Genomic DNA, 21,744 nt, shown 5'->3' on the forward strand with positions numbered 1-21,744 from the left:
CCACCTCCATCGACATACGACCGCTCTCCACAAGACCGCCTCCCGCCAGGGAATCAGTCTTCGCCGATCTTCGCAACAAAGATGTGTGCATTAGATAGCCGGTCACCGGGGAGAGCACGAAGTAAGCCGTAAAACCATCGCGCAGGGAAAGCCGGAATGCTTCGGTTGAACCTGTGGTCCTACCCCCGTGCTTTTTTTGCACGGGACCCATGGGTGCAACCAGCACCCGGCTTTCCCTGCGCCCTCTGCGATTTGAGAGGGTGGAAAGTGAAGCAAAGCTCGGACGCAAAGCGCCGCGAGAATGCGGACACTGATCCTCACGCTATTTGAAATTTGAATCAGAACCCCACCCCACGTCGTCCGGGCTTGCGCGCCGCGGCGAAGCCTCTTGGCGTAGCCGGGATCCGGGACCCATAACCCCAGGCCGTTGTCGTGTGCTCCGCTGTAACCGCTTGCTCGCGCCACAACACCTTCCTGTGGTTATGGGTCCCCGATCCCGGGCGCAATTGCGCCCTAGGCGGGGACGACAGCGGTGCAAGGTTCAACGGGATCGTAGGATGGGTAGAGCGAAGCGAAACCCATCATCGCGCAACTTGCTCCATCGCGATGGGTTTCGCTTCGCTCTACCCATCCTACGCAATCGCTGTTTGACAATGAATCAGAACCCAATCGCCCTCATGGCGAGCAACGCAGCTACGCCGCCGCGCTCTGCCGTTTGCGCAACGCTGCCCCGAAAGCCTCGAACAACTTCTTGTTGATCGGGTTGCGCTGCGGGTCGTACTCCGCGTGCCACTGCACGCCGAGTGCAAAGCCCGGCGCGTCGGCGATGCGGATCGCCTCGATGGTGCCGTCCTCGGCGACGCCTTCGATCACGACGCGTTCGCCGGGCTCAAGGATGCCCTGCCCGTGCAGCGAATTGACACGGATGGTCTCGCAGCCCAGGAGCTTCGCGAACACGCCGCCCGGTGTGAGCGTCACGTCATGCCGGTCGGCGAACACGACCAGCGGATCCGGATGGATCTCGCCATTCTCCAGCCGCGGCATGCGATGATTGATGCGTCCGGGCAGTTCGCGGATCTCGGGATGCAGCGAGCCGCCAAAGGCGACGTTCATCTCCTGCAGGCCGCGACAGATGCCGAACAGCGGAATGCCGCGCGCGACGCAGGCTTCCGACAACGCCAGCGCAACCTCGTCACGATGGATGTCGTAAGGCTCGTGACTGATATGCGGCTCGCACTTGAAGCGGGTCGGGTGCACATTGGCCCGCGCTCCGGTCAGGACCACGCCGTCGACCACGTCGAGCAAGGCGCCGACGTCGGTAATCTCGGGCGAACCGGCGAACATCAGCGGAACAGCGCCGGCGACATCGGTGATCGCGCGCAGGTTGCGCTCCCCAACCATCTGAACCGTGAAACGATCTTCGATGCGATGGGCGTTTCCGATTACGCCGACCACGGGCCGTCTCATTGCTCAGCATCTCGCGTAGGAATGATTTTCTATGTTTGTCATGGTTCCAGAGAGATAATGCCCCCGACTGGATCATGGATCAACATATTATGCTGGCGGAGCACATTGGCACGAGACGCAGGCGCGGCGGGGTCGAGGGACGAACGCGGCCCCGCAGGCTGGGCCGGGCGGCCTGCCGCTAGGGAAGGCCTGCCCGACGGGCAGCGGCAAACCGGCACACGGCTTGATCCCGACGGGATTTTGGCGACAAGGTGAGATCAATCGATGCGCGAAGGAATCAACGTGAGGCTACCCGGCGGCGACCACCTGCAGGCCCGCAACGATCTGGCGTGGGCGATCAGCGTCGGCGGCATCGGCATCGTGCTGTTCGCGGCGCTCTTGGCGCTCGCCTGGCATTACGCGGCGACGCTGTTCCTGATCTTCGCCGGGGTCCTGCTCGGCGTCGCGCTCAACGCCCTCACCAACCTGCTCGGCCACGGAGTTAAGCTGCCCCATGCGCTTCGGCTGACCATCGTCTGCCTGGCGCTGGCGGCGCTATTGTCGGGCGTCGTCTTTCTCGGCGGAGCGACTATCGCCGAGCAGGCCTCCGCGCTCAGCGACACCATCAAGTCGCAACTGGTCAACGTGAAGTCCTTCCTCGAGAGCCACGGCATCGACACCAGCTATCTCGACTTCAGCAACCAAGCCTCCGCACCGACGGACTCGTCGACGCCGACGACCCCGGGCGCCGCGGCGACCCATAGTCTTCCGAGCGCCGGCGCGCTCGCCTCCAGCGGCGGCGCGATCATCAGTCAGACCCTCAAGGTGCTGCTCGGCACCGTGAGCGCGGTCGGCAACTTCTTCATCGTGCTGTTTCTCGGGCTTGCCTTCGCCGCCCAACCCAGCATCTACCGCGCCGGGCTATTGTTCGTGATGCCGGCCCGGCACCGCGAGCAGGCCACCATCATCGTCGACCGTATCGGGGACACACTGGAGCGCTGGCTGATCGCCCAGATCATCACCATGGGCGCGGTGTTCTTCGTCACCTGGATCGGGCTCTCGATCATCGGCATCCAGAGCTCGTTCATCCTGGGTATCCAGGCCGGCCTGCTCGCTTTCATTCCGACGGTGGGCGCGATCCTCGCGGGATTGATCGTGGTGCTCGCGAGCCTTGCCTCGGGCTGGATCGCGGCGCTCTCCGCCTTCGTGCTGTTCCTCGGCGTGCACGCGATGGAGAGCTACGTGCTCACCCCGATCATCCAGCGGCAGGCGCTCGATATTCCGCCTGCCACGCTGTTTGCGTTCCAGATCCTGCTCGGGGTGGTGTTCGGCGTCTGGGGGCTCGCGCTTGCGCTCCCCCTGATGGCAATCGCCAAGGTGATGCTCGACCACTTCAAGGCCGAGGAGCCGACTGCGGCGGCGTGAGGAGCCTCAGGCCGTCACGACGATCTCGGTATGCTCGACCTCCGGCGGCGCGGCAAAGAACGGCCCGACCAGCGCCCGCCAGGCGGCGAAGTCTTCCGAGCCGCGGAAATCGACGGTGTGGTTCTCCAGCGTCTCCCACTTCGCAACCAGCCGGTAGCGCGAGGGCTTCTCGATCGACTTGTGCAATTCGAACCCCTTGCCGCCCTTGGCGCGCAGAAACAGCGGCCGCGCCTTCTCCACCGCAGCTTCGAAATCCTTCTCGCTGCCGGGCTTGACGTCGATGAGTGCAATTTCGGTGACCATTGGGCTTCTCCCTGGAAAGGGCCCGTCTCTAGCCCAGCTTGTGGAAAAGAAAAAGGCGCCTCGCGGCGCCCTCACCGATACGGGATGTTCCCGTTACCTAGTTGAACACGAGCACCGTGCCGAGGACCATCAACGTGATGCCCAGAAACATCAGCATCGGCCAAGGGCTGCGCGGGCGGCCGTAGCGGCCTTGGGCGCGGCGCTCGGCGATCAGCGCGGTCTCGTATTCAGCCGAGCTCGAGAACAGGCAGGCGAACCCGCCGCGGGCGGTGGTGGCGGCGGCTTCGAGCGACAGCAGGGCGGATTGGGCATTGTGAAGGCGAGTCGATTCCATGGCCCGGATCATAGGAATCGAATGGTAAATGGAATCCTACCAATATCGCTCAAATCGCTCTCACGCCGCGATCGGCGTCTCGCGCGCCTGCGGTGCGAGACCGGCGGTCTTGCGCCGCCAGTTCTCCAGCGACAGCGGCAACTCTTCCGCGGCCTCGACGCGGTTGCGGCCGCCGCGCTTGGCTTGGTAGAGCGCGGTATCGGCGGCCGCCAGCAGCACCTCGAGCTCGGTGCCCGCCGGTCCACCCGCAACGCCGATGCTGACGGTGGTGTCGACCGCCCCCTCGTCGCAGACGATGCCGGAGGCCTGGAAGCACTCGCGCACGCGCTCGGCGGCGAGCACGCCCTCCTCCAGCGAGCACGGCAGCAGCGCCGCGAATTCCTCGCCGCCGATGCGGCCGGAGAGATCGCTGATGCGGAGGTTGTTGACGACGACGGCCGAGAATAATTTCAGGATCTCGTCGCCGGCGGGATGGCCGAAACGGTCGTTGATCGATTTGAAGTGGTCGATGTCGAAGATCATCACCGTCACCGGCCGGCCGGCGCTTGCCTCGCGTTCGATCACCCGCGTGCAGGCCTCGGCAAAGCCACGGCGGTTGAACATACCAGTCAGAGGATCCATCGAGGCCGCCGTCTTGTGCGCGGTCACCTCGCGGTCCGATACCAGCATGAAGATCACGAAGACGGTGCCGATCGCATAGAGGATGAGTTCGACAGCGAATACCGTCACCCAGGTGCTGTCGCCGAACGCCGCATCATGCGGGCGCAGGAAATTGCCGACCAGGATCGGCAGCAGCAGCACGCAGCCGTGCAGCACGGGCACCGCGAGTGCGGGCCATCGCCTTTGGGTCGCGCGCCGCCGCTCGCTCCACAATTCGGCTGCCGTGAGGCATGCGTAGATCGCGATGATCGCGGCGCCGATGGTCAGCTTCAGCGTGGGCAGCTCAGGCGGCAAGGTCAGCGCGGCGCCGACCCAGGCGATCGCGCCGAGCACGAGACCGGCGACATTCGGCTTGCGGCCATGAAACACGCGTGCCGCGTTCCACACCATGCCGCAGGCGATGAAGCCCACCGCATTCAGCGCCAGCGAAGCAATTTCGCCCAGCATCGAGCCCGCGATGGTCGATGCCGCGACCGCAGCAGCACCGAGCAGATACGCGCTGCCCCACCACTTCAACGCCGGAATCTTCTCTTGATTGCCGAAGAACAACAACATGGCGCCGAGCATTCCGGCCACCATGGTGGCAAACAGATAAAGCGTCGAAGTATCGAACGACATGAGCCCTGCCTGGTGCGTGTGATGAAAGCGTGTGATGCCACGATCTCAAGGGCGCGATCCGAAAAGGATAGCGCGCCGTTAATGCTGCTCAGGCTATGCGTGGCGCGTTGGCAATCCGTTTGCGTGCACACAAAAGTTTTCGGGAAAAACTGCGACAATTGATGCGCAAAGGTGCAGCAAAAAGGGCGCCTCGCGGCGCCCCTTCGCAATTGGTGCAAATTGCAGTGAAGCGGTTAGCGCTTCGAGAACTGGAACGACTTGCGCGCCTTGGCGCGGCCGTACTTCTTGCGCTCGACCGTGCGCGAGTCGCGGGTCAGGAAGCCGCCCTTCTTCAGGACGCCGCGCAATTCCGGCTCGAAATTGGTCAGCGCCTTGGAGAGACCGTGGCGCACCGCACCGGCCTGGCCGGACAGGCCGCCGCCGGTGACCGTGCAGATCACGTCATACTGGCCGGCGCGGGCGGCGGCGACCAGCGGCTGCTGGATCATCATCCGCAGCACCGGACGGGCGAAATAGACTTCGACGTCTCGGGTGTTGACGGAGATCTTGCCGGAGCCCGGCTTGACCCAGACGCGGGCAACCGCGTCCTTGCGCTTGCCGGTGGCATAAGCGCGGCCGTACTTGTCGATCTTCTTCACATATTTCGGCGCATCGGGAGCCGCCGGCTTCAGCTGCGCAAGCTGATCGAGAGACTGCATGGTATCGGACATCTTATGCGGCCCTCATGTTCTTGCGGTTCTGCGAGGCGAAATCGATTTTCTCGGGGTTTTGCGCTTCATGCGGATGCTCGGCGCCGGGATAGACGCGCAGATTGCCCATCTGCATGCGGCCGAGCGGACCGCGCGGGATCATGCGCTCAATCGCCTTCTCGACCACGCGCTCCGGGAAGCGACCCTCGAGGATCTGCTTCGCGCTGCGCTCCTTGATGCCACCGATATAGCCGGTGTGTTTGTAGTAGACCTTCTGGTCGCGCTTGCGACCGGTCAGCACCACGTGAGCGGCGTTGATGATGATGACGTTGTCGCCGCAATCGACATGCGGAGTGTAGGTGGGCAGGTGCTTGCCGCGCAGGCGCATCGCGACCATGGTGGCGAGCCGGCCGACCACCACACCCTTGGCGTCGATCACGACCCACTTCTTCTGCACCTCGGCGGGCTTGGCCGAAAAGGTTTTCATGTGAGCTGTCCGTGGAAAGGAGTTTTCGGCGCAAGACTGCCGCGCCGGACTGGCGGCTTTCTAGAGAAGCGAACGAAATTCGTCAACGCCAATTGGCGCGATTTATCTTAGCAAAAACAATGGCTTATAAATAAGGTGCAATAATACCTTCAGAAACTCTATTTATTTGGAATGGAATAGGTCGCCGTCACATGCGCAATCGGATCCGCCGAATCGCCCGAAAGCAGGTTGACCTCCCCGACCGCCAGCCGCTTGCCGAGCTTCAGCAGCCTCGCCGCCGCCAGCACGTCCCGCCCCGGCTGGCCCTTGCGGAGGAAATTGATGTTGAGATTGGTGGTGACCGCCAGACCCACCGGGCCGATCGCCGACAGCAGCACCACATACATCGCGAAATCGGCCAGCGCCATCAGCGTCGGACCCGACACGGTGCCGCCCGGCCGCAGCATCCGCTCGCTGTAGCGCTGGCGCAAGAGACAGGTCTCGCCGTCGGCGCTCTCGATGATGATGTCGTTCCCGCTGAACGCCTGCGGAAACTCCTCGCGGAGGAACCTCTCCACTTCAGCCACGCTCATTTTCGCCAGCGCCATGCCGTCCCCACCCTCGATTCAGTCAGCGTGTTACATTAAGTTGTAGCCAAGCCTTAATTGACAAAAAGCCTTAGTGGAAATCTGGAGATGCCCCAAGCAGCCCGTGCCGTCGCGCCGCAATCGCCGATCCTCCTGCGCGAGCAGGTCGGCAGCATCGCCGTGCTGACGCTCAACCGTCCCGCCGCGCGCAACAGCCTCTCCGAGGGCCTGATCGCCGAGCTGCATGGCGCGCTGAAGGCAATTCATGACGATCCAGCCGTGCGCGGCGTGGTCATTGCCGCCAACGGCCCCGCCTTCTCGGCCGGCCACGACATGAAGGAACTCACCGCGCGCCGCAGCGATGCCGATCGGGGTCGCGCCTATTTCGCAGAGATCATGAATGCCTGCAGCGCGATGATGCAGGCGGTCGTGCACCTGCAGAAGCCAGTGGTCGCTTCCGTCCAGGGCATTGCGACCGCAGCCGGTTGCCAGCTTGTCGCAAGCTGCGATCTCGCTGTCGCCTCGGAGAACGCGGCCTTCGCGACGCCCGGCGTCGATATCGGCCTGTTCTGCTCGACGCCGATGGTGGCGCTGTCGCGCAACGTTCCGCGCAAGCAGGCCATGGAGATGCTGCTGACCGGCGAGCCGATCTCGGCCGCGACCGCGCAGACCATCGGCCTCATCAACCGCGTCGTGCCTGCCGGCACCGAACGCGAGGCCGCGATTGCGCTGGCGCAAAAAGTGGCGCTGAAATCCGCCTACACTGTCAAGCTCGGCAAGGAGGCATTCTACCGCCAGGCCGAGATGACACTCGCGGACGCCTATCGCTACGCCGCCGAGGTGATGACCGAAAACATGATGGCGCGCGACGCCGAGGAAGGTATCGGTGCCTTCATCGAGAAGCGCGAACCGAAATGGCAGGATAGATAGTTTCCCGTCATTGCGAGCGAAGCGAAGCAATCCATCCATCCGCTTGCTGAAGCATGGATTGCTTCGTCGCTTCGCTCCTCGCAATGACGCAGCTGACATAAAGACTAGAGATGAACCACGACAGCTACCCCGATAACTACATCCGCGGCATTCTCAACGGCGTGAAGTCGATCGCGATGGTCGGCGCTTCGCCGGTCAATGTGCGGCCGAGCTATTTCGCCTTCAAATATCTGGCGGAGCGCGGCTACGACATGATCCCGGTCAATCCCGGCCATGTCGGCAAGAGCCTGCTCGGCAAGCCCTTCGTCGCGTCGCTCGCCGACATCGGACGCCCGATCGACATGGTCGACATCTTTCGCAACTCCAGCCACATCATGCCGGTTGTCGAGGAGGCGCTCAGGCTGTCGCCCTTGCCGAAGGTGATCTGGATGCAGCTCGGCGCACGCGACGATGCGGCCGCCGCAAAGGCCGAAGCTGTCGGCATCAAGGTCGTCATGAACCGCTGCCCGAAAATCGAATATGGCCGCCTGTCATCAGAGATTTCCTGGATGGGCGTCAATTCGCGGACGCTCAGCTCCAAGCGTGCGCCCATGCCGACGCAGGGCATGCGGCTGTCGCTGAATCGGATGAGCGTCGGCGGCGGCGAAACCGCCGCATCCGATCGTGCCGCAAAGAACAAGACCGAGACGACGTGACGCAACGGCGAAACAAATGTTTCGACATCGCGTCATAACGAAGCACGCTGTTCCCAACGCGCATACGGCTCGCAACTCGCCTTGACGGCCGTCGTTGCTGCCATCAGCATGCCGCGCATTTCATTTCCGATCCAACACAGGACACTCAGAATGACCGATCGCCTTCCGGGATTTTCGACCCTCGCCGTGCATGCCGGTGCGCAGCCCGATCCCACCACCGGCGCGCGGGCGACGCCGATCTATCAGACGACGTCATTCGTGTTCAACGACGCCGACCATGCGGCCTCATTGTTCGGCCTGCAGTCGTTCGGCAACATCTATACCCGCATCGGCAACCCGACCAATGCGGTGCTGGAGGAGCGCGTCGCCGCACTCGAAGGCGGCACTGCCGCACTCGCGGTCGCATCGGGACACGCCGCGCAGGTCGTGGTGCTGCAGCAGTTGATGAAGCCGGGCGACGAGATCATCGCCGCGCGAAAACTCTATGGCGGCTCGATCAACCAGTTCACTCATGCCTTCAAGAGCTTCGGCTGGAACGTCGCCTGGGCCGATCCGGACGAGATCGAAAGCTTCGAGCGCGCGGTGACGCCGCACACCAAAGCGATCTTCATCGAATCGATCGCAAATCCCTCCGGCAGCATCACCGATATCGAGGCCATCGCCGCGGTGGCGCGCAAGGCCGGCGTGCCGCTGATCGTCGACAACACGCTGGCAACGCCGTATCTGATCAAGCCGATCGACCACGGCGCCGACATCGTCGTGCACTCGCTGACCAAGTTCCTGGGCGGCCACGGCAACTCGCTCGGCGGCATCATCGTCGATGCCGGCACCTTCGACTGGTCGAAGGACAACAAATATCCGATGCTGAGCGAGCCGCGTCCGGAGTATCACGGCATCAAGATCCAGGAGACCTTTGGCAATTTCGCCTTCGCGATCGCCTGCCGCGTGCTCGGCTTGCGCGATCTCGGCCCGGCGCTGTCACCGTTCAACGCCTTCATGATCCTGACGGGCATCGAGACGCTGCCGCTCCGCATGCAGAAGCATTGCGACAACGCCAAAGCGATCGCGGAATTCCTGGCCGACCATCCCGCGGTGGCGTCGGTGAATTACGCCGGGCTCTCCGGCGACAAGTACAACAATCTCGCGCGCAAATATGCGCCGAAGGGCGCGGGCGCCGTGTTCACCTTCAGCCTCAAGGGCGGCTATGACGCCGGCGTCAATTTGGTGTCGAACCTCAGGTTGTTCTCGCACCTCGCCAATGTCGGCGACACCCGCTCGCTGGTGATCCACCCGGCCTCCACCACCCACAGCCAGCTCGACGATGCCGCGAAGATCAAGTCCGGCGCCGCCCCCGACGTGGTCCGGCTCTCTATCGGCATCGAGGACAAGGACGACCTGATCGCCGACCTCGACCAGGCGCTGCGGGCTTAAGGTCCCCGTGTGCGGAACGCGCCAAGTTCTCTTCGTCATGCCCGGGCTCGTCCCGGGCATCCACGTTCTTGGAAGTGGCGAACAAGAGGACGTGGATGGCCGGGTCAAGCCTGGCCATGACGGTGAAGGCGCTGGTCTGATGTCGCGAGCCTCTCATTAACGGTCATTCCGCTATAAGGTGGCATTCTGTCGCCCTCTCGATTCGGAGACGACGATGCTACGCTCGATATTGTTCTCTTCGATCGCCCTGCTTGCGATTGATGCCGCCGTTGCCGCGGACGGCCCGGTTGCAACCAAGCGCGCGGCCTACCGCGCCGCCCACCAACTGCCGCCCGGCCTGCCGCGCCCGCACTACAAATACCGGACGTCAGTGACATCAGCCCCCTACATCCGCCATGGCCGCCAGATCGTCGTAGCCGAACAGGATCCGGACGTGCTGTTCACGCCTGCGGCCGTGATCCCTTACGTGCCGTTCGTCAATGGCGAGCCGATCCTGCCGGGCTCGTCGAGCCTGCCCGGCTATTACGGCAATCACTTCTCCTACAGCTATGACGGCCCGTATTATGGGGGCCCCTACTACGGCGGTCCCTACTGGAACCGCCTGCCGTACGCCTGCGGCGTTTACGGCTATTGCTAGCCGCGACAGGACGCCCGCGTGGCAAAGGCATCGCGAAAAGCCGAAACATCGATCGACGCGATCGCCGCCGACCTCGTCGCCGTCCTGGTCGCGGTCACCGAGAGCGAGCCGAAGATCATGACGATCGCGAATGCGACCGCGCTGCCGAGCGGTCCGTTCCAGTTCGGGCACCGCTCGCTGCAGACCGGCCTGCGGGCCTGGGTCGAGGCGCAGACCGGACACCCGCTCGGCTATGTCGAGCAGCTCTATACCTTCGCCGATCACGGACGCACCGGCGACGCCAGAGCGCCGCATCGCATCTCGATCAGCTATCTCGGCCTGACCCGCGAGGACCAAGTCAGAGAAGGCTCGGAGGGCCACTGGTCCGGCTGGTATGAGTACTTCCCGTGGGAAGACCATCGCGCGGGTACCCCGCCCCTGATTGCAAAGATCGTGGCGCCGAAGCTGCGCGCCTGGGCCAAATCGGCAGAGAGCACCTCCGTGCAGAAGGCACGTTGGCAGCGCGCCGCCATCACCTTCGGCCTCGACGACCGCACCTGGAACGAGGAACTGGTGCTGCAGCGCTATGAGCTGCTCTATGAGGCCTCCCTGATCCCCGAAGCAGTTCGTGCCAAGGGCACCGGGGATGCCGTCGTACCCGGCCGCGCCATGATATCGGATCATCGCCGCATTCTGGCCACCGGCATCGCGCGGCTGCGTGCCAAGATCAAATACCGGCCGGTCGTCTTCGAGCTGATGCCAGCCGAATTCACCCTGCTGCAACTGCAACGCAGTGTTGAGGCCCTTGCAGGCCGTACCGTGCACAAACAGAACTTTCGGCGCCTGATCGAGCAGCAGGAACTCGTTGAAGAGACAGGCGCAATGGCTGCCGAGACGGTCGGTCGCCCGGCCAAGCTATTCCGCTTCCGTCACGGCATTGTGGCCGAACGGGCCGTCGCCGGTACCAAGCTTCCGCTCTCACGCTCTTGACTTCCATTATGCTCAGGATAAGTATAATGCGAAATATACTCAAGGAGAGCATAAATGGCTGCAATCTCATCCGGTGCGCTCGCGCGCACCGCGCCGCTCTATGACCGCGTCAAACGGGTGATCCCGGAATTCGAATGGGCGACCTTCGCCGATGATGTCGACGCCATCCTAGAACTCAAGCGCACGCGCAATGCGGTGGTGCTGGCGCACAATTATCAGACGCCGGAAATCTTCCATGGCGTCGCCGACATCGTCGGCGACAGCCTCGCGCTCGCGCGCGAGGCGACCAAGGTCGATGCCGACGTCATCGTACTCGCCGGCGTGCACTTCATGGCGGAGACGGCAAAGCTGCTCAATCCCGAGAAGACGGTGCTGATCCCCGACCTCAAGGCCGGCTGTTCGCTCGCGGAGTCCATCACGGCGGCCGATGTACGGCTGATGCGCGAGCGCTATCCGGGCGCCCCCATCGTCACCTATGTCAACACCTCGGCCGCGGTGAAGGCGGAGTCCGACATCTGCTGCACCTCAGGCAATGCACTCGCTGTGGTGCAATCGCTCGGCGTCGAGCATGTCATCATGCTGCCGGACGAATATCTGGCGCAGAACATCGCCGCGCAGACCAAGGTGAAGATCACGGCCTGGAAGGGCCATTGCGAAGTGCACGAGCTCTTCAATGCCGAGGATGTGCGCCAGCTTCGCGAGAATCATCCCGGCGTCACCATCCTGGCGCATCCGGAATGTCCGCCCGAGGTGGTGGCTGAGGCGGATTTCTCGGGCTCCACCGTAGCCATGTCCGGCTTCGTCAGCAAGGAGCGTCCGGCACGCGTGGTGCTGCTGACGGAATGCTCGATGAGCGACAACGTCGCGGTGCTCCATCCCGACGTCGAGTTCATCCGCCCCTGCAATCTCTGCCCGCACATGAAGCGGATCACGCTGAAGAACATTCGCCACGCGCTCGAGACCAACGAGCACGAGGTCACGATCGATCCTGAGATCGCTGAGCGCGCGCGGCGCTCCGTCGAAAGGATGCTGGCGCTATGAGCTTGGATGTTTCGGCCTTGGCCGGGCAACCGGTGATCATTGGCGGCGGCGCCGCTGGATTGATGACGGCCCTGCAGCTTGCGCCCGCACCGGTCGTGCTGCTGTCGAAATCGCCGCTCGGGGCGGAGGCCTCCAGCATGTGGGCGCAAGGCGGGCTCGCAGCGGCGGTCGGTGACGACGACACCCCTGCCCTGCATCTGCAGGACACCATCGCCGCCGGCGCCGACCTTTGCGACGAAGAAGCCGCTAGCCGCATCGTGGATGCCGCGCCCGCTGCCGTCGAGGGTCTCGCGCGGCTCGGCGTCGGCTTTGATCGCAGGCCAGACGGGAGCTGGCAGCTTGGACTCGAAGCCGCGCACAGCCGCAAGCGGATCGTTCACGCCACCGGCGACGGCACCGGGCGCGAGATCATGCGCGCACTGATCGCCGCCGTGCGGCGCTGCCCGTCGATTACGCTGATCGAGGGTTTTGAGGCGCGCCAACTCATCGTCGAGGACAACGCAGTCGAGGGCGTGCTCGCTGCAAACGAGCGTGGCTCGCTCGTCATCCCGACTAACCGCGTCGTGCTGGCGACCGGGGGCATTGGCGGCCTCTTCCAGGACAGCACCAATCCGATGGGCTGTTTCGGCCAGGGGCTGGCGCTCGCGGCCCGTGCCGGCGCCGTCCTCTCCGATCTCGAATTCATCCAGTTTCACCCTACCGCCTTCGACGGACCGTCGCGACCGATGCCGCTGCTGACCGAAGCGATCCGCGGCGATGGCGCGATCCTGATCGACGAGACCGGGCAGCGTTTCATGGCGAACGAACCGGGCGCCGAGCTCGCGCCGCGCGACATCGTGGCGCGCGCGGTCTGGCGCCGCCGCGCCGAGGGACACCGCGTCTTCCTCGATGCACGGCAGCATCCAGGCAAGAATTTCGCGCAGCGCTATCCCGTCATCAGCGCGTTCTGCAAGATGGCCGGTATCGATCCGGCCGACGATCCGATCCCGGTGCGTCCGGCGGCGCATTATCACATGGGCGGCATTGCCGTTGATGGCGAAGGCCGCAGCACGGTGACGGGCTTGTGGGCCTGCGGCGAGGTCAGCCGCACCGGCCTGCACGGCGCCAATCGGCTCGCTAGCAATTCGCTGATGGAAGCCATCGTCTCTGCGCAATGGGTCGCCGAGAGCGTCAATGGCGTGGCTAGCGGTGCCGCTCCTCTGCGCACGCCGACCGCGCTCCCGCCTGCATCAGATCCATCGACGGTGCGGCCGTTCGTCTCGCAGGCCCTCGGCGTGCTTCGTGATCGGCCCTCGATCGAGCGCGCCATTCGCAATCTCTATCCGATGGCCAGGGGGAGCGGCTCCGCCGCCGATCCGGCGCTGGTCGGATTGATGATCGCCGTCGCAGCGTCAAGGCGCGAGGAAAGCCGCGGCGGCCACTACCGCACCGACTTTCCGGACACGTTGCCCAAGGGCGTGCCCTCCACTTTCACCCTCGCAGGTGCACTCAGTATCGCCGGCGAGATCATCGAATCCGAACTGCCGATCAGGAGCGCTCAGTCGTGACACTCAATCCCCTTCTGCCCCTGATGTACGAACCCCTGGTGCGAACCGCGCTGCTTGAGGATCTCGGCCGTGCCGGCGACATCACGGCGGACGCGATCGTGGCCGCCGACCAGCGCGCTTCGCTCGCGTTGCGGGCACGCCAGCCGGGCGTCGTCGCCGGCCTCGATGTGGCGCGCTGCGCCTTTCAAACGATATCACCAGCGATCCGAATCGAGATCGAACGGCCCGATGGCAGCGTCGTCGCGCCCGGCGACACGATCGCGACCATCAACGGCCCGGCGCGCGCGCTGCTGACGGGCGAGCGGACCGCACTCAATTTCCTTTGCCACCTCAGCGGCGTCGCAACGGCAACGGCGTCGCTGGTTACTGCCGTGAAAGGCACGCGCGCGCAGATCGTCTGCACTCGCAAGACCACGCCCGGCCTGCGCGCATTGGAAAAATACGCGGTGCGCGCCGGCGGCGGTAGCAATCACCGCTTCGGCCTCGACGATGCCGTGCTGATCAAGGACAACCACATCGCGCTTGCCGGCAACATCCGCACCGCGATCGAGCGTGCCAAGGCGCATGTCGGCCATCTCGTCAAAGTCGAGGTCGAAGTCGACACGCTGGCGCAGCTCGAAGAAGCTCTGGCGCTCGGGATCGACGCGGTCCTGCTCGACAACATGACGATCGACGATCTCAGGCAGGCCGTGACGATGACGCGCGGCAAGGTTATCACGGAAGCATCGGGCCGTATCACGGCCACCACTGCGCCCGCGATCGCGGCGACCGGCGTCGACCTCATTTCCGTCGGCTGGGTCACGCACTCCTCGGCCGCCCTCGATATCGGGCTGGATTATCTCTAGCGGGTGATGAGGCTGCGTTTCGGGCACTCTGTCAAAGAGCTGCCCGCGCGCCTTCCTTGCGATAGTAGAAAACCTGCCGCGCCCTGACCTCGTTCTCAACAACCCCGATCAGACCGACCAGCTTTTCGGAGGTGCGAACCTGCACAATGTCGGGCGTAACCACGAATACCGTCGCCTCATCGTAGGGATTGGCGCTCATAATCATATGGCGCGTTTCAGCGACGACGTTTGCCCATGCCTTGGCGTGGCGCTCGGACCTCGCGAAATATGAGGTGCATGTCTTGAGCGCCAGATCATAGGTCGCTTCCATGGACGGAATTGCCATCGACGGATATTCCCGATCGAAATAGACGAGCGCTTCGGTCAAATCTGATGTCACCGAGGGGCGGAGCGCTTCGGCGAGCGCCTGCGCGTGGTTGAAGCAGACGTTGCTGAACATCCACGACCGCTGTGCAAAACTTGCTTCTGCGAACGCGGCTGCCGCCTTGGGCACGAAACTGAACCACCAGCGCGCGATCTCGAGTAGCTGGAATCGGACGTTGTATTGCTCCCGCTCGAAATCGCCGGGCGCAAGTACGGCAAGCGCCGCGATGCGATCCGTATCGAGCACGCGCAGGCTGGTCGCCGCAACCGTGGCGGCGGCTCCGAGATTGATCAACAGAGCCGCGGCGCGATCGGGCTCCTCAAGCATCGAATCGTTGAAGGCATCGGCAGCCAGGAACGAATCCCACAGCGCATTGGCCATAATGAGCCGGATCAGGGAATGCTCCTCGGTAGCCGCCAGCAGCGGAGACGAGGCGCGCGGAACGTAGCTCACGAGAGAGGGATTGTGCCCGACATAGGGACAGGTGATCGCCGTGTTGATCCGCTTCGATCCGGCCGTGAAGCTGCCCCAGAAGGCATTGAACGCAGGTGACAAAAAGTTCGCCAATATCGTCTCACGGGACTGCGCCGGCGATGCCGATGTCCTCTCGCCCGCAGCCGATCTCATCCGCTCGCGAATATCACGCGACGTCGCATCGATCAGCGCCCGGCGCATTTCGCCGTCGCCGACGGGTGCAGGATAGGTATCGCGCGTTTCGAAGAAATACTGGCCGCGCAGCGACCCGTTGTCCCGCAGCACGGCGATGCCATGTCCCATCACAAGCATGCGCGAGCCGGCCGACGTGCTCAGGGTCCAGGCGATCTGACCATCGCCCACCGGCAGGCCCGCATTCACGCCTTCGAAGGCGATGCGCTCCTGCGCGCAGGTCGCACGCGCTGCCACCTGGATCGGGTCGGAGGCGCTGAAACGCGCTTTGGCCTGCCGCAGATAGTCCTGGCGGGCAGCAAGCAGGGAATTGCGCGCAATGACCGCTTCGCGCTCGGCCGTGAGCCGATCGTTTGGCAGCGATCGCAGGGCCGGCAGGGTGCGCAGCCAAGCTGCGTTGAGCTTGGTCATGTCGCCGAGCGCAAAGAAGCGCTTGTCGAGCAGTTCGATCGCGGGATCGATTTTCCCAAAACCGCTGCCATCCTGTATGGCTTTTGCCCGACGCGGATCGCCCTTCATGATGGCCATGAATTCGTCGAAGATCGCGACGTAATCCTTTGCGCCCATCTCGACGAGCCCGCGGCGACAATTGTCGAGCGTCTGCTCGCTCATTCCACCGTTATGGGCAAACTGGCCATGGCCGCCGTTGTTGACCTGGGCCAGATAATAGTCGGCGTGATAGCTCCAGAATGCCTCCGCGACGATCTCGCCGGAGACCAGGTGGGCCGGGCCAATCGCCCAATTCACGAAATCGACGACGGTAGCGACCAAATCGCCGTCCTCTGCCACATCGGCGTCGGGGATAAGGATTTCACGTGCAATCACCCCCTGAGGCTCAAGCGCGCGCCGAGCCTCCTCGTTCTCAATCATCTGCATGCACCGCCCCAAGATGCCCCCTCTTCTACAGACACTTCAGCGACGCGGAATCCGCAATACAAACGAGAAAAAAATGTCACATGGTGTTTTGATACCGCGAAAGGTCGGAGCGGCCCCCCTTTCGCGGCCATTCGCAGCGCGGCGGAACCGGCGGCGCGCGATCTTCGGGCTGGATCGATGGCGTGTGAGATTATTCAGCTGCTGCGCTGGTCGACGCCTTGCTCTGGCGCGTCAGGCGACTGTTGCGCTGGAACACCGAATAGGTCCCGAGCGCGAACAGGATCACGAGGAGCTGCAGCGACAGCGCTTCCAGCGTCGGGTTCAGGCCGAGATCGGCGAGCCAGGACAGGCTCTTCAGTTCCGTGAACGGCAGCAGAGCCTGCTCCTGGAATTCCTGCACGGCCTCGCCGATGAACTTGATCGCCATCACGAACAGGAAAGCCGAGGTCAGGATGAACAACGGCCGCAGCGGAATCTTCTGGGCGATCAGGTTGATGAAATAGAACAGCACCGCAAGCGCAATGGTGGCGGCGCCGAGGCCGGCAAACAGGCCTGCGCTCCAGCCGCCTTCCGTAGTGGCCAGCGCGTTGATGAACAGCACGGTCTCGGCGCCCTCGCGGAACACCGCGAGGAAAGCGAGCGCGCCGACCGCCCACACCGTGTCCTGCGCCAGCGCCGTGTCGGCCTTGTGCGCGAGATATTCTTTCCAGCCCTGCGGGTCCTGCTTCACCATCAGCCAGCCGCTGACATAGAGCATGAGGCCCGCGGCAAAGAGGATGATGACGCCCTCGAGGATGTCGCTGTGCTCGCCCGAATTCAGCACCGCGAACAGCCAGGCCGCGATGATGCTGGCGCCGACCGCAGCCAGCGCGCCCCCATAGAGCGCCTGGATGCGATGACCGGCGCCAACCTTCGACAGGTAGCCGGCGAGCGCGGCGATCACCAGCATCGCCTCTAGGCCTTCGCGTAGCAGGATGACCGCGGCCTGAATGAATGCAGACGACATGAGCGAACCCATTTTTCGCTCGTTCTATCGCCAGGGATTTTCAAGTAAAGCGATGTCGGGCCGCACGATTTCGTCAACTGCCGGAACATTCAAAAAGCCCGTGCAAAACGGGCACCTCTGGCGGCAACGATAGATTAGAATAGCTCCACTCAACCGGGTTGACCGACCGGCACGGCAAGCTTTGGCCGTCCCACTTCGCGGCGTCGCGGCAGCAACCGCTCGACCTGCAGGACCGCCAGCGTGAGCACCACGATCGCCACGGCCTGGTGCATGAGCGCGAGATCAATCGGCACCTGGTTCAAGAGCGTCAGGATCCCGAGCGTCGCCTGTAGCGTGATCGCCGCCACCAGCCACCAGGCGCCGGCGATAGCCGCGCCGCTTGCGCGCGAACGGATGGTGTCGATCGCATGCAGGATCGCCAGCGCCAATAGCGCGTAAGCAGTCATGCGGTGCTCGAACTGCACCGTCAGCGTATTGTCGAACAGGTTGCGCCACCAGGGCTGCTCGAAGAACAGACGCCCCGCGGATGGAATGAAAGCGCCATCGATCTCTGGCCAGGTGTTGTAGACCTTTCCCGCGCGCAGCCCCGCGACCAGCGCGCCGAAATAGAGCTGCAGGAAGGTCAGCGCCAGCAGCAGCAAAGCGGTGATCTTCAGCCGGAGCGGCGCCGGATTTGGCGGCCGGTCGGAAAGCCGCCGCAGCGTCCAGACGATCGCCGAATAGATCAGCAGCGCCAGTATCAGATGGACAGCGAGGCGATATTGCGAGACCTCGACCTTCTCGGAGAGGCCTGAGGCGACCATCCACCAGCCCACCGCCCCCTGCAGCGCGCCGAGCCCGAAGATCAGCCAGAGCCGCCGCTTCAATTCGCCGTCGGTGACGGCGCCGCGCCACAGGAAATAGAGGAACGGCAGCAGATAGGCGATCCCGATCACGCGCCCGAGCAGGCGATGGCTCCATTCCCACCAGTAGATCGTCTCGAACTCAACGAGCGTCATCCCGGCATTGAGCTCGCGATATTGCGGGATCTTCTTGTAGCCCTCGAAGGCTTCCGCCCATTGCGCCTCGGTCAGCGGCGGCAGCGTGCCGGTGACCGGCTTCCATTCCACGATCGAAAGCCCGGATTCGGTGAGCCGGGTGGCCCCGCCGACCAGCACCATGATCGCGATCAGGGCTGCGACCGAAAGCAGCCACCAGCGAAGGTGAGCATTTTGGGAGGGCTCGGGGGCGGAACGTGCGGTCATCGGTCCTGCTTGATCGGATTGGCGCGCCCCTTATAGTCCGCCTCCTCGCAGGCGCAAGGCGCGCTTTGCCTCACGAGTTATCGATCAACCGGCCATGAATATACGCACCCGCAAGCTGCTTGGAACCATCTTCCTGCTGATGCTGGTGGTGGTGTGGTCGCTGCTCGGCATGACGGTCGCGCAGACGCCTTGGCTCGCCAATTCGGGCTTGCTGCAGGCGATTTTCTATGTCGTGGCCGGGCTCGGCTGGGTGCTGCCGGCGATGCCGATCGTGGCCTGGATGTCGCGGCCCGACCGCGCCTAGAGCTTCGGTTCTGAGAACCCCAGCTCTAGATTCTTGTTTGACGCGTTTTCTTCACGCGAACCGGTATCCACTTCGCTCGAAGACGCTCTAGATCTGCACGCGCGGCCTCGGAAACATCACGCCCGATAGCAACACCCGCATCATGCGCAGCGAGCGCCGCCGTCCGTCCCAGGACACCCGCGGCAACGCGTGCAGGTTGGTCCGCCCCTGCGCTCCCACGATACCCGCGATGCTCGACACCGCGCTGTCAAAGCTGGTCTCTCCGGCCATCAGCATATGCGGACGGCGAAAGCTCTCGCTGTCTCCGAACGGATAGGCAAAATGCCTGATCTCGCGACGGATGCCGGCCTCGAGCACCGCCCTGCCCATCGCCGTCTCGCGCTCGGCATCGACGTCGCGCAGGTTCGACAGCGCCGGATAGTTCACGGTCGCGCTGCCGATCGTGACATTGGGATCGGAGGCGAGCATCGTGAGATCGCTCCAGTCCATGGAGGCGCCGCGCGAAAGCGCCGCCAGATCGACGCCGTAGCGCTTGCAGAGATCGTTGATTGCAACGGAGAGATCCGGCGGCGCCAATGTCCGCATCCATTTCGCCAGGAACTCGTAGAGCTCGTATTTCTCCGCGACACCAGCAATCGAAAAATGCAGTTCCTTGCGCTCGATCACGAGGCTGATGCGGCTCTCGCGCGCGATGATCTTCTCGAGCGCCAGCCACCACGCCTCCCCCAGCCCATCCGGAAACGCACTCGGCAGGTAGATGGCGAAGGGCACGCCATGCTTCAACAGCACCGGATAGGCGTCCGTCGCCAGATCCTTGTAGCCGCCGTCGAACGTCAGGCAGGCAAAGCGGCGCGGCAGCGGCAAGGTGACGGCGCGGCGGCAGGCTTCGTCGATCGAAACGATATCGTAGTTCCAGCGCCTCAGCGCCCGGATCGTGCGATCCAGGAACCGAGGGGTGATCTCGCGCGAGGCCAGCGGCTGAAACCGGTCCCGACGGCGCGCACGCACGCGCTCGAAGCGCAGGATGGCGCCGGCCCCGCCGGCCTGCCGTTGCCGTAACCGCGCATAGCCTGAGAAGTAAGCGAGCTCCATCTGTGCCCGCTTCAAGAAAGTGATTTCCGACACCACGTCCCGCCCCCGATCCGGCGGCTCCCAGGCGCCGTCTAACGATTGTTATTACTCTTTGTTGACATTTCCCTGCGAAGGTCGCCCGAGCGGAATTGTAAACAATCGATTAATACCGGACTCGGCAATGACCATGGCTGCCGCGATCGAAGCACGAACGGCGGAGTTGGAAGCGTGGTCGAAAACAAGCCGCGTCGCCGGTATCGAGATCATTCGCGATCTCGAAGCCGTCGAACCGACATGGCGTGCCTTCGAAAAGCAATTCTGCACGCCGTACCAGCGCTTTGATTTTCTCGCCGCCTGGCAGCGGCAGGTCGGCGCACGCGAGGGCGTCGCCCCATTCATCGTGATCGGCCATGATGACGAACGCCGGCCGTTGTTCGTGCTGCCGCTGACGCTCGAAAGCGCGCTCGGCGTGCGCTGTGCTAAATTCATGGGCGGCAAGCATGCGACCTTCAACATGGCGCTGTGGGACCGCGACTTCGCCGCGGGCGCCACGGCCGCCGATCTCAGGACCATGGTGTCGGCGATCGCGGCACGCGGCGAGGCCGACGTGCTCGCCTTGCAGCAGCAGCCGCTCAACTGGCGCGATCTGCCCAACCCGCTGGCCCTGCTGCCGCACCAATCCTCGGTCAACGACTGTCCCGTGCTCGCCATCGAGCCCGGCGCCGACCGCACCACCCTCATCAGCAATTCGTTCCGGCGGCGATTGAAGGGCAAGGAACGCAAGCTGCAGCAGCTCGCCGGCTATCGCTATCAGATCGCCGCCACGGACGCCGATGTCACACGAGTCCTGAACTGGTTCTTCCGCGTCAAGCCGCAGCGCATGGCCGAACAAAAGCTGCCCAACGTCTTTGCCGAGCCGGGCGTCGAGGATTTCATCCGCTCCGCCTGCCTCACCGGGCTTCCCGGCGGCGGCCGCGTCATCGACATCCACGCGCTCGAATGCGACGACGAGGTGATCGCGATCTTCGCCGGCGTCGCCGACGGCCATCGCTTCTCGATGATGTTCAACACCTACACGATGTCTGCCAGCGCCAAGTTCAGCCCTGGCCTGATCCTGATGCGCAACATCATCGATCACTATGCCGCGCTGAACTACCGCGCCATCGACCTCGGCATCGGCTCGGATGAATACAAGCGGCTGTTCTGCAAGAGCGACGAGCCGATCTTCGACAGCTTCATTCCGCTCTCCTGGCGCGGCAGGCCAGCTGCAAGCGCCATGTCCGGCCTCGTCAGCGCCAAGCGGCTGGTCAAGCATAATCGCGCGCTGTTCGATCTCGCGCAAAACCTGCGCGGCATGTTCCGCTAGAGCGCGTTTTCGAGCGAAGTGGACACCGGTTCGCGTGAAGAAAACGCGTCAAGACTAGAATCTAGGGCAACGGTTCTGATCCAGTCAGAACCGATGCCCTAGGTCGCGTGGACAGTTATGTTAGCCAGAGCAGAGTTGCGGCGATAGCGACGACAGCGAAGTAATTTCGTGCGGTTTTTTCGTAGCGCGTAGCAACGCGCCTGAAACGCTTCAGTTTCGAGAAG

Annotated in this window: 22 protein-coding genes and 2 pseudogenes; 11 read left to right on the forward strand and 13 right to left on the reverse strand. The window is 63.7% G+C overall.

The features are described from left to right. A pseudogene (locus ACZIRK_RS41805) lies at nt 1-226 on the reverse strand (hypothetical protein); the annotation flags it as partial. A 467-nt stretch (nt 227-693) separates the two neighbouring features. Beyond that, nucleotides 694-1,467: a gamma-glutamyl-gamma-aminobutyrate hydrolase family protein gene (locus tag ACZIRK_RS41810; RefSeq protein ID WP_130228818.1), complete on the reverse strand. Its 774-nt coding sequence runs from the start codon at nt 1,465-1,467 to the stop codon at nt 694-696. 264 nt (nt 1,468-1,731) lie between these two features. On the opposite strand from ACZIRK_RS41810, the gene ACZIRK_RS41815 reads away from it, so the two are divergent. After that, a complete protein-coding gene (locus tag ACZIRK_RS41815; RefSeq protein ID WP_474419533.1) occupies nt 1,732-2,871 on the forward strand; it encodes an AI-2E family transporter in 1,140 nt (379 codons plus the stop codon). Between the two features lie 6 nt (nt 2,872-2,877). On the opposite strand, the gene ACZIRK_RS41820 is transcribed toward ACZIRK_RS41815, so the two are convergent. The 6 genes from ACZIRK_RS41820 to ACZIRK_RS41845 all read right to left on the reverse strand — a co-directional run bounded on the left by ACZIRK_RS41820 (nt 2,878) and on the right by ACZIRK_RS41845 (nt 6,549). Continuing rightward, nucleotides 2,878-3,174 (reverse strand): antibiotic biosynthesis monooxygenase family protein, encoded by a 297-nt coding sequence (locus ACZIRK_RS41820; RefSeq protein WP_028162832.1) that lies wholly within the window; start codon nt 3,172-3,174, stop codon nt 2,878-2,880. A gap of 97 nt (nt 3,175-3,271) precedes the next feature. Continuing rightward, a complete protein-coding gene (locus tag ACZIRK_RS41825; RefSeq protein ID WP_028162833.1) occupies nt 3,272-3,508 on the reverse strand; it encodes a hypothetical protein in 237 nt (78 codons plus the stop codon). Nucleotides 3,509-3,568: 60 nt separating this feature from the next. Beyond that, on the reverse strand, nt 3,569-4,786 hold the full coding sequence (locus ACZIRK_RS41830) for a GGDEF domain-containing protein (RefSeq protein ID WP_130228816.1): 1,218 nt from the start codon (nt 4,784-4,786) through the stop codon (nt 3,569-3,571). Nucleotides 4,787-5,019: 233 nt separating this feature from the next. Beyond that, nucleotides 5,020-5,496 (reverse strand): 30S ribosomal protein S9, encoded by a 477-nt coding sequence (gene rpsI, locus ACZIRK_RS41835; RefSeq protein ID WP_028162835.1) that lies wholly within the window; start codon nt 5,494-5,496, stop codon nt 5,020-5,022. Between the two features lies 1 nt (nt 5,497). Further along, the gene (gene rplM / locus ACZIRK_RS41840) at nt 5,498-5,962 is read right to left on the reverse strand and encodes a 50S ribosomal protein L13 (RefSeq protein ID WP_028162836.1); all 465 of its coding nucleotides are present in this window, start codon (nt 5,960-5,962) and stop codon (nt 5,498-5,500) included. Between the two features lie 158 nt (nt 5,963-6,120). After that, nucleotides 6,121-6,549: a PaaI family thioesterase gene (locus ACZIRK_RS41845; protein WP_130228815.1), complete on the reverse strand. Its 429-nt coding sequence runs from the start codon at nt 6,547-6,549 to the stop codon at nt 6,121-6,123. Nucleotides 6,550-6,636: 87 nt separating this feature from the next. Between ACZIRK_RS41845 and ACZIRK_RS41850 the strand changes: the two genes are divergently transcribed. The 8 genes from ACZIRK_RS41850 to nadC all read left to right on the forward strand — a co-directional run bounded on the left by ACZIRK_RS41850 (nt 6,637) and on the right by nadC (nt 14,623). After that, nucleotides 6,637-7,458, forward strand: coding sequence for an enoyl-CoA hydratase (locus ACZIRK_RS41850; RefSeq protein ID WP_130228814.1), 822 nt, complete (start codon nt 6,637-6,639; stop codon nt 7,456-7,458). Nucleotides 7,459-7,568: 110 nt separating this feature from the next. Continuing rightward, nucleotides 7,569-8,153, forward strand: a complete 585-nt coding sequence (locus ACZIRK_RS41855) for a CoA-binding protein (protein ID WP_130228813.1) — start codon at nt 7,569-7,571, stop codon at nt 8,151-8,153. Between the two features lie 150 nt (nt 8,154-8,303). Then, nucleotides 8,304-9,584 (forward strand): O-acetylhomoserine aminocarboxypropyltransferase, encoded by a 1,281-nt coding sequence (locus ACZIRK_RS41860; RefSeq protein WP_130228812.1) that lies wholly within the window; start codon nt 8,304-8,306, stop codon nt 9,582-9,584. A 214-nt stretch (nt 9,585-9,798) separates the two neighbouring features. Then, nucleotides 9,799-10,221, forward strand: coding sequence for a hypothetical protein (locus ACZIRK_RS41865; protein ID WP_130228811.1), 423 nt, complete (start codon nt 9,799-9,801; stop codon nt 10,219-10,221). Nucleotides 10,222-10,239: 18 nt separating this feature from the next. Beyond that, nucleotides 10,240-11,190, forward strand: a complete 951-nt coding sequence (locus tag ACZIRK_RS41870) for an NUDIX hydrolase (protein ID WP_130228810.1) — start codon at nt 10,240-10,242, stop codon at nt 11,188-11,190. 54 nt (nt 11,191-11,244) lie between these two features. Next, complete coding sequence (gene nadA, locus ACZIRK_RS41875) at nt 11,245-12,231, forward strand: quinolinate synthase NadA (RefSeq protein ID WP_474419534.1); 987 nt, start codon at nt 11,245-11,247, stop codon at nt 12,229-12,231. Then, nucleotides 12,228-13,778: an L-aspartate oxidase gene (locus ACZIRK_RS41880; RefSeq protein ID WP_130228808.1), complete on the forward strand. Its 1,551-nt coding sequence runs from the start codon at nt 12,228-12,230 to the stop codon at nt 13,776-13,778. The genes nadA and ACZIRK_RS41880 overlap by 4 nt, the downstream gene beginning before the upstream one ends. After that, a complete protein-coding gene (nadC, locus tag ACZIRK_RS41885) occupies nt 13,775-14,623 on the forward strand; it encodes a carboxylating nicotinate-nucleotide diphosphorylase (protein WP_130228807.1) in 849 nt (282 codons plus the stop codon). The genes ACZIRK_RS41880 and nadC overlap by 4 nt, the downstream gene beginning before the upstream one ends. A gap of 31 nt (nt 14,624-14,654) precedes the next feature. On the opposite strand, the gene ACZIRK_RS41890 is transcribed toward nadC, so the two are convergent. The 3 genes from ACZIRK_RS41890 to ACZIRK_RS41900 form a co-directional block, all read right to left on the reverse strand. Beyond that, nucleotides 14,655-16,529, reverse strand: coding sequence for a DMP19 family protein (locus ACZIRK_RS41890; RefSeq protein WP_130228806.1), 1,875 nt, complete (start codon nt 16,527-16,529; stop codon nt 14,655-14,657). A 190-nt stretch (nt 16,530-16,719) separates the two neighbouring features. Continuing rightward, nucleotides 16,720-17,535, reverse strand: coding sequence for an FTR1 family iron permease (locus tag ACZIRK_RS41895; protein ID WP_130228820.1), 816 nt, complete (start codon nt 17,533-17,535; stop codon nt 16,720-16,722). 149 nt (nt 17,536-17,684) lie between these two features. Further along, entirely contained in the window at nt 17,685-18,779 is a 1,095-nt protein-coding gene (locus tag ACZIRK_RS41900; RefSeq protein WP_130228805.1) for a COX15/CtaA family protein, read from the reverse strand. 94 nt (nt 18,780-18,873) lie between these two features. On the opposite strand from ACZIRK_RS41900, the gene ACZIRK_RS41905 reads away from it, so the two are divergent. Continuing rightward, the gene (locus ACZIRK_RS41905) at nt 18,874-19,083 is read left to right on the forward strand and encodes a DUF2842 domain-containing protein (RefSeq protein ID WP_028162849.1); all 210 of its coding nucleotides are present in this window, start codon (nt 18,874-18,876) and stop codon (nt 19,081-19,083) included. Between the two features lie 87 nt (nt 19,084-19,170). On the opposite strand, the gene ACZIRK_RS41910 is transcribed toward ACZIRK_RS41905, so the two are convergent. Beyond that, nucleotides 19,171-20,211, reverse strand: a complete 1,041-nt coding sequence (locus tag ACZIRK_RS41910; RefSeq protein WP_130228804.1) for a polysaccharide deacetylase family protein — start codon at nt 20,209-20,211, stop codon at nt 19,171-19,173. A 124-nt stretch (nt 20,212-20,335) separates the two neighbouring features. On the opposite strand from ACZIRK_RS41910, the gene ACZIRK_RS41915 reads away from it, so the two are divergent. Continuing rightward, complete coding sequence (locus ACZIRK_RS41915; RefSeq protein ID WP_130228803.1) at nt 20,336-21,520, forward strand: GNAT family N-acetyltransferase; 1,185 nt, start codon at nt 20,336-20,338, stop codon at nt 21,518-21,520. A 115-nt stretch (nt 21,521-21,635) separates the two neighbouring features. Here the strand turns inward: ACZIRK_RS41915 and ACZIRK_RS41920 are convergent. Then, nucleotides 21,636-21,744: pseudogene (locus ACZIRK_RS41920) on the reverse strand (IS5/IS1182 family transposase); the annotation flags it as partial.

This window comes from Bradyrhizobium sp. Leo114, assembly GCF_055229415.2.

What these genes read in the sequence shown, in the direction of transcription:
- ACZIRK_RS41880 (WP_130228808.1), top strand. Translation starts at nt 12,228, where the DNA reads ATGAGCTTGGATGTTTCGGCCTTGGCCGGGCAACCGGTGATCATTGGC.
- ACZIRK_RS41900 (WP_130228805.1), bottom strand. Translation starts at nt 18,779, where the DNA reads ATGACCGCACGTTCCGCCCCCGAGCCCTCCCAAAATGCTCACCTTCGC.
- ACZIRK_RS41860 (WP_130228812.1), top strand. Translation starts at nt 8,304, where the DNA reads ATGACCGATCGCCTTCCGGGATTTTCGACCCTCGCCGTGCATGCCGGT.
- nadA (WP_474419534.1), top strand. Translation starts at nt 11,245, where the DNA reads ATGGCTGCAATCTCATCCGGTGCGCTCGCGCGCACCGCGCCGCTCTAT.
- ACZIRK_RS41820 (WP_028162832.1), bottom strand. Translation starts at nt 3,174, where the DNA reads ATGGTCACCGAAATTGCACTCATCGACGTCAAGCCCGGCAGCGAGAAG.
- ACZIRK_RS41825 (WP_028162833.1), bottom strand. Translation starts at nt 3,508, where the DNA reads ATGGAATCGACTCGCCTTCACAATGCCCAATCCGCCCTGCTGTCGCTC.
- ACZIRK_RS41915 (WP_130228803.1), top strand. Translation starts at nt 20,336, where the DNA reads ATGACCATGGCTGCCGCGATCGAAGCACGAACGGCGGAGTTGGAAGCG.
- rpsI (WP_028162835.1), bottom strand. Translation starts at nt 5,496, where the DNA reads ATGTCCGATACCATGCAGTCTCTCGATCAGCTTGCGCAGCTGAAGCCG.
- ACZIRK_RS41905 (WP_028162849.1), top strand. Translation starts at nt 18,874, where the DNA reads ATGAATATACGCACCCGCAAGCTGCTTGGAACCATCTTCCTGCTGATG.
- ACZIRK_RS41845 (WP_130228815.1), bottom strand. Translation starts at nt 6,549, where the DNA reads ATGGCGCTGGCGAAAATGAGCGTGGCTGAAGTGGAGAGGTTCCTCCGC.
- rplM (WP_028162836.1), bottom strand. Translation starts at nt 5,962, where the DNA reads ATGAAAACCTTTTCGGCCAAGCCCGCCGAGGTGCAGAAGAAGTGGGTC.
- ACZIRK_RS41850 (WP_130228814.1), top strand. Translation starts at nt 6,637, where the DNA reads ATGCCCCAAGCAGCCCGTGCCGTCGCGCCGCAATCGCCGATCCTCCTG.
- ACZIRK_RS41895 (WP_130228820.1), bottom strand. Translation starts at nt 17,535, where the DNA reads ATGTCGTCTGCATTCATTCAGGCCGCGGTCATCCTGCTACGCGAAGGC.
- ACZIRK_RS41830 (WP_130228816.1), bottom strand. Translation starts at nt 4,786, where the DNA reads ATGTCGTTCGATACTTCGACGCTTTATCTGTTTGCCACCATGGTGGCC.
- ACZIRK_RS41815 (WP_474419533.1), top strand. Translation starts at nt 1,732, where the DNA reads ATGCGCGAAGGAATCAACGTGAGGCTACCCGGCGGCGACCACCTGCAG.
- ACZIRK_RS41865 (WP_130228811.1), top strand. Translation starts at nt 9,799, where the DNA reads ATGCTACGCTCGATATTGTTCTCTTCGATCGCCCTGCTTGCGATTGAT.
- ACZIRK_RS41890 (WP_130228806.1), bottom strand. Translation starts at nt 16,529, where the DNA reads ATGCAGATGATTGAGAACGAGGAGGCTCGGCGCGCGCTTGAGCCTCAG.
- ACZIRK_RS41810 (WP_130228818.1), bottom strand. Translation starts at nt 1,467, where the DNA reads ATGAGACGGCCCGTGGTCGGCGTAATCGGAAACGCCCATCGCATCGAA.
- ACZIRK_RS41855 (WP_130228813.1), top strand. Translation starts at nt 7,569, where the DNA reads ATGAACCACGACAGCTACCCCGATAACTACATCCGCGGCATTCTCAAC.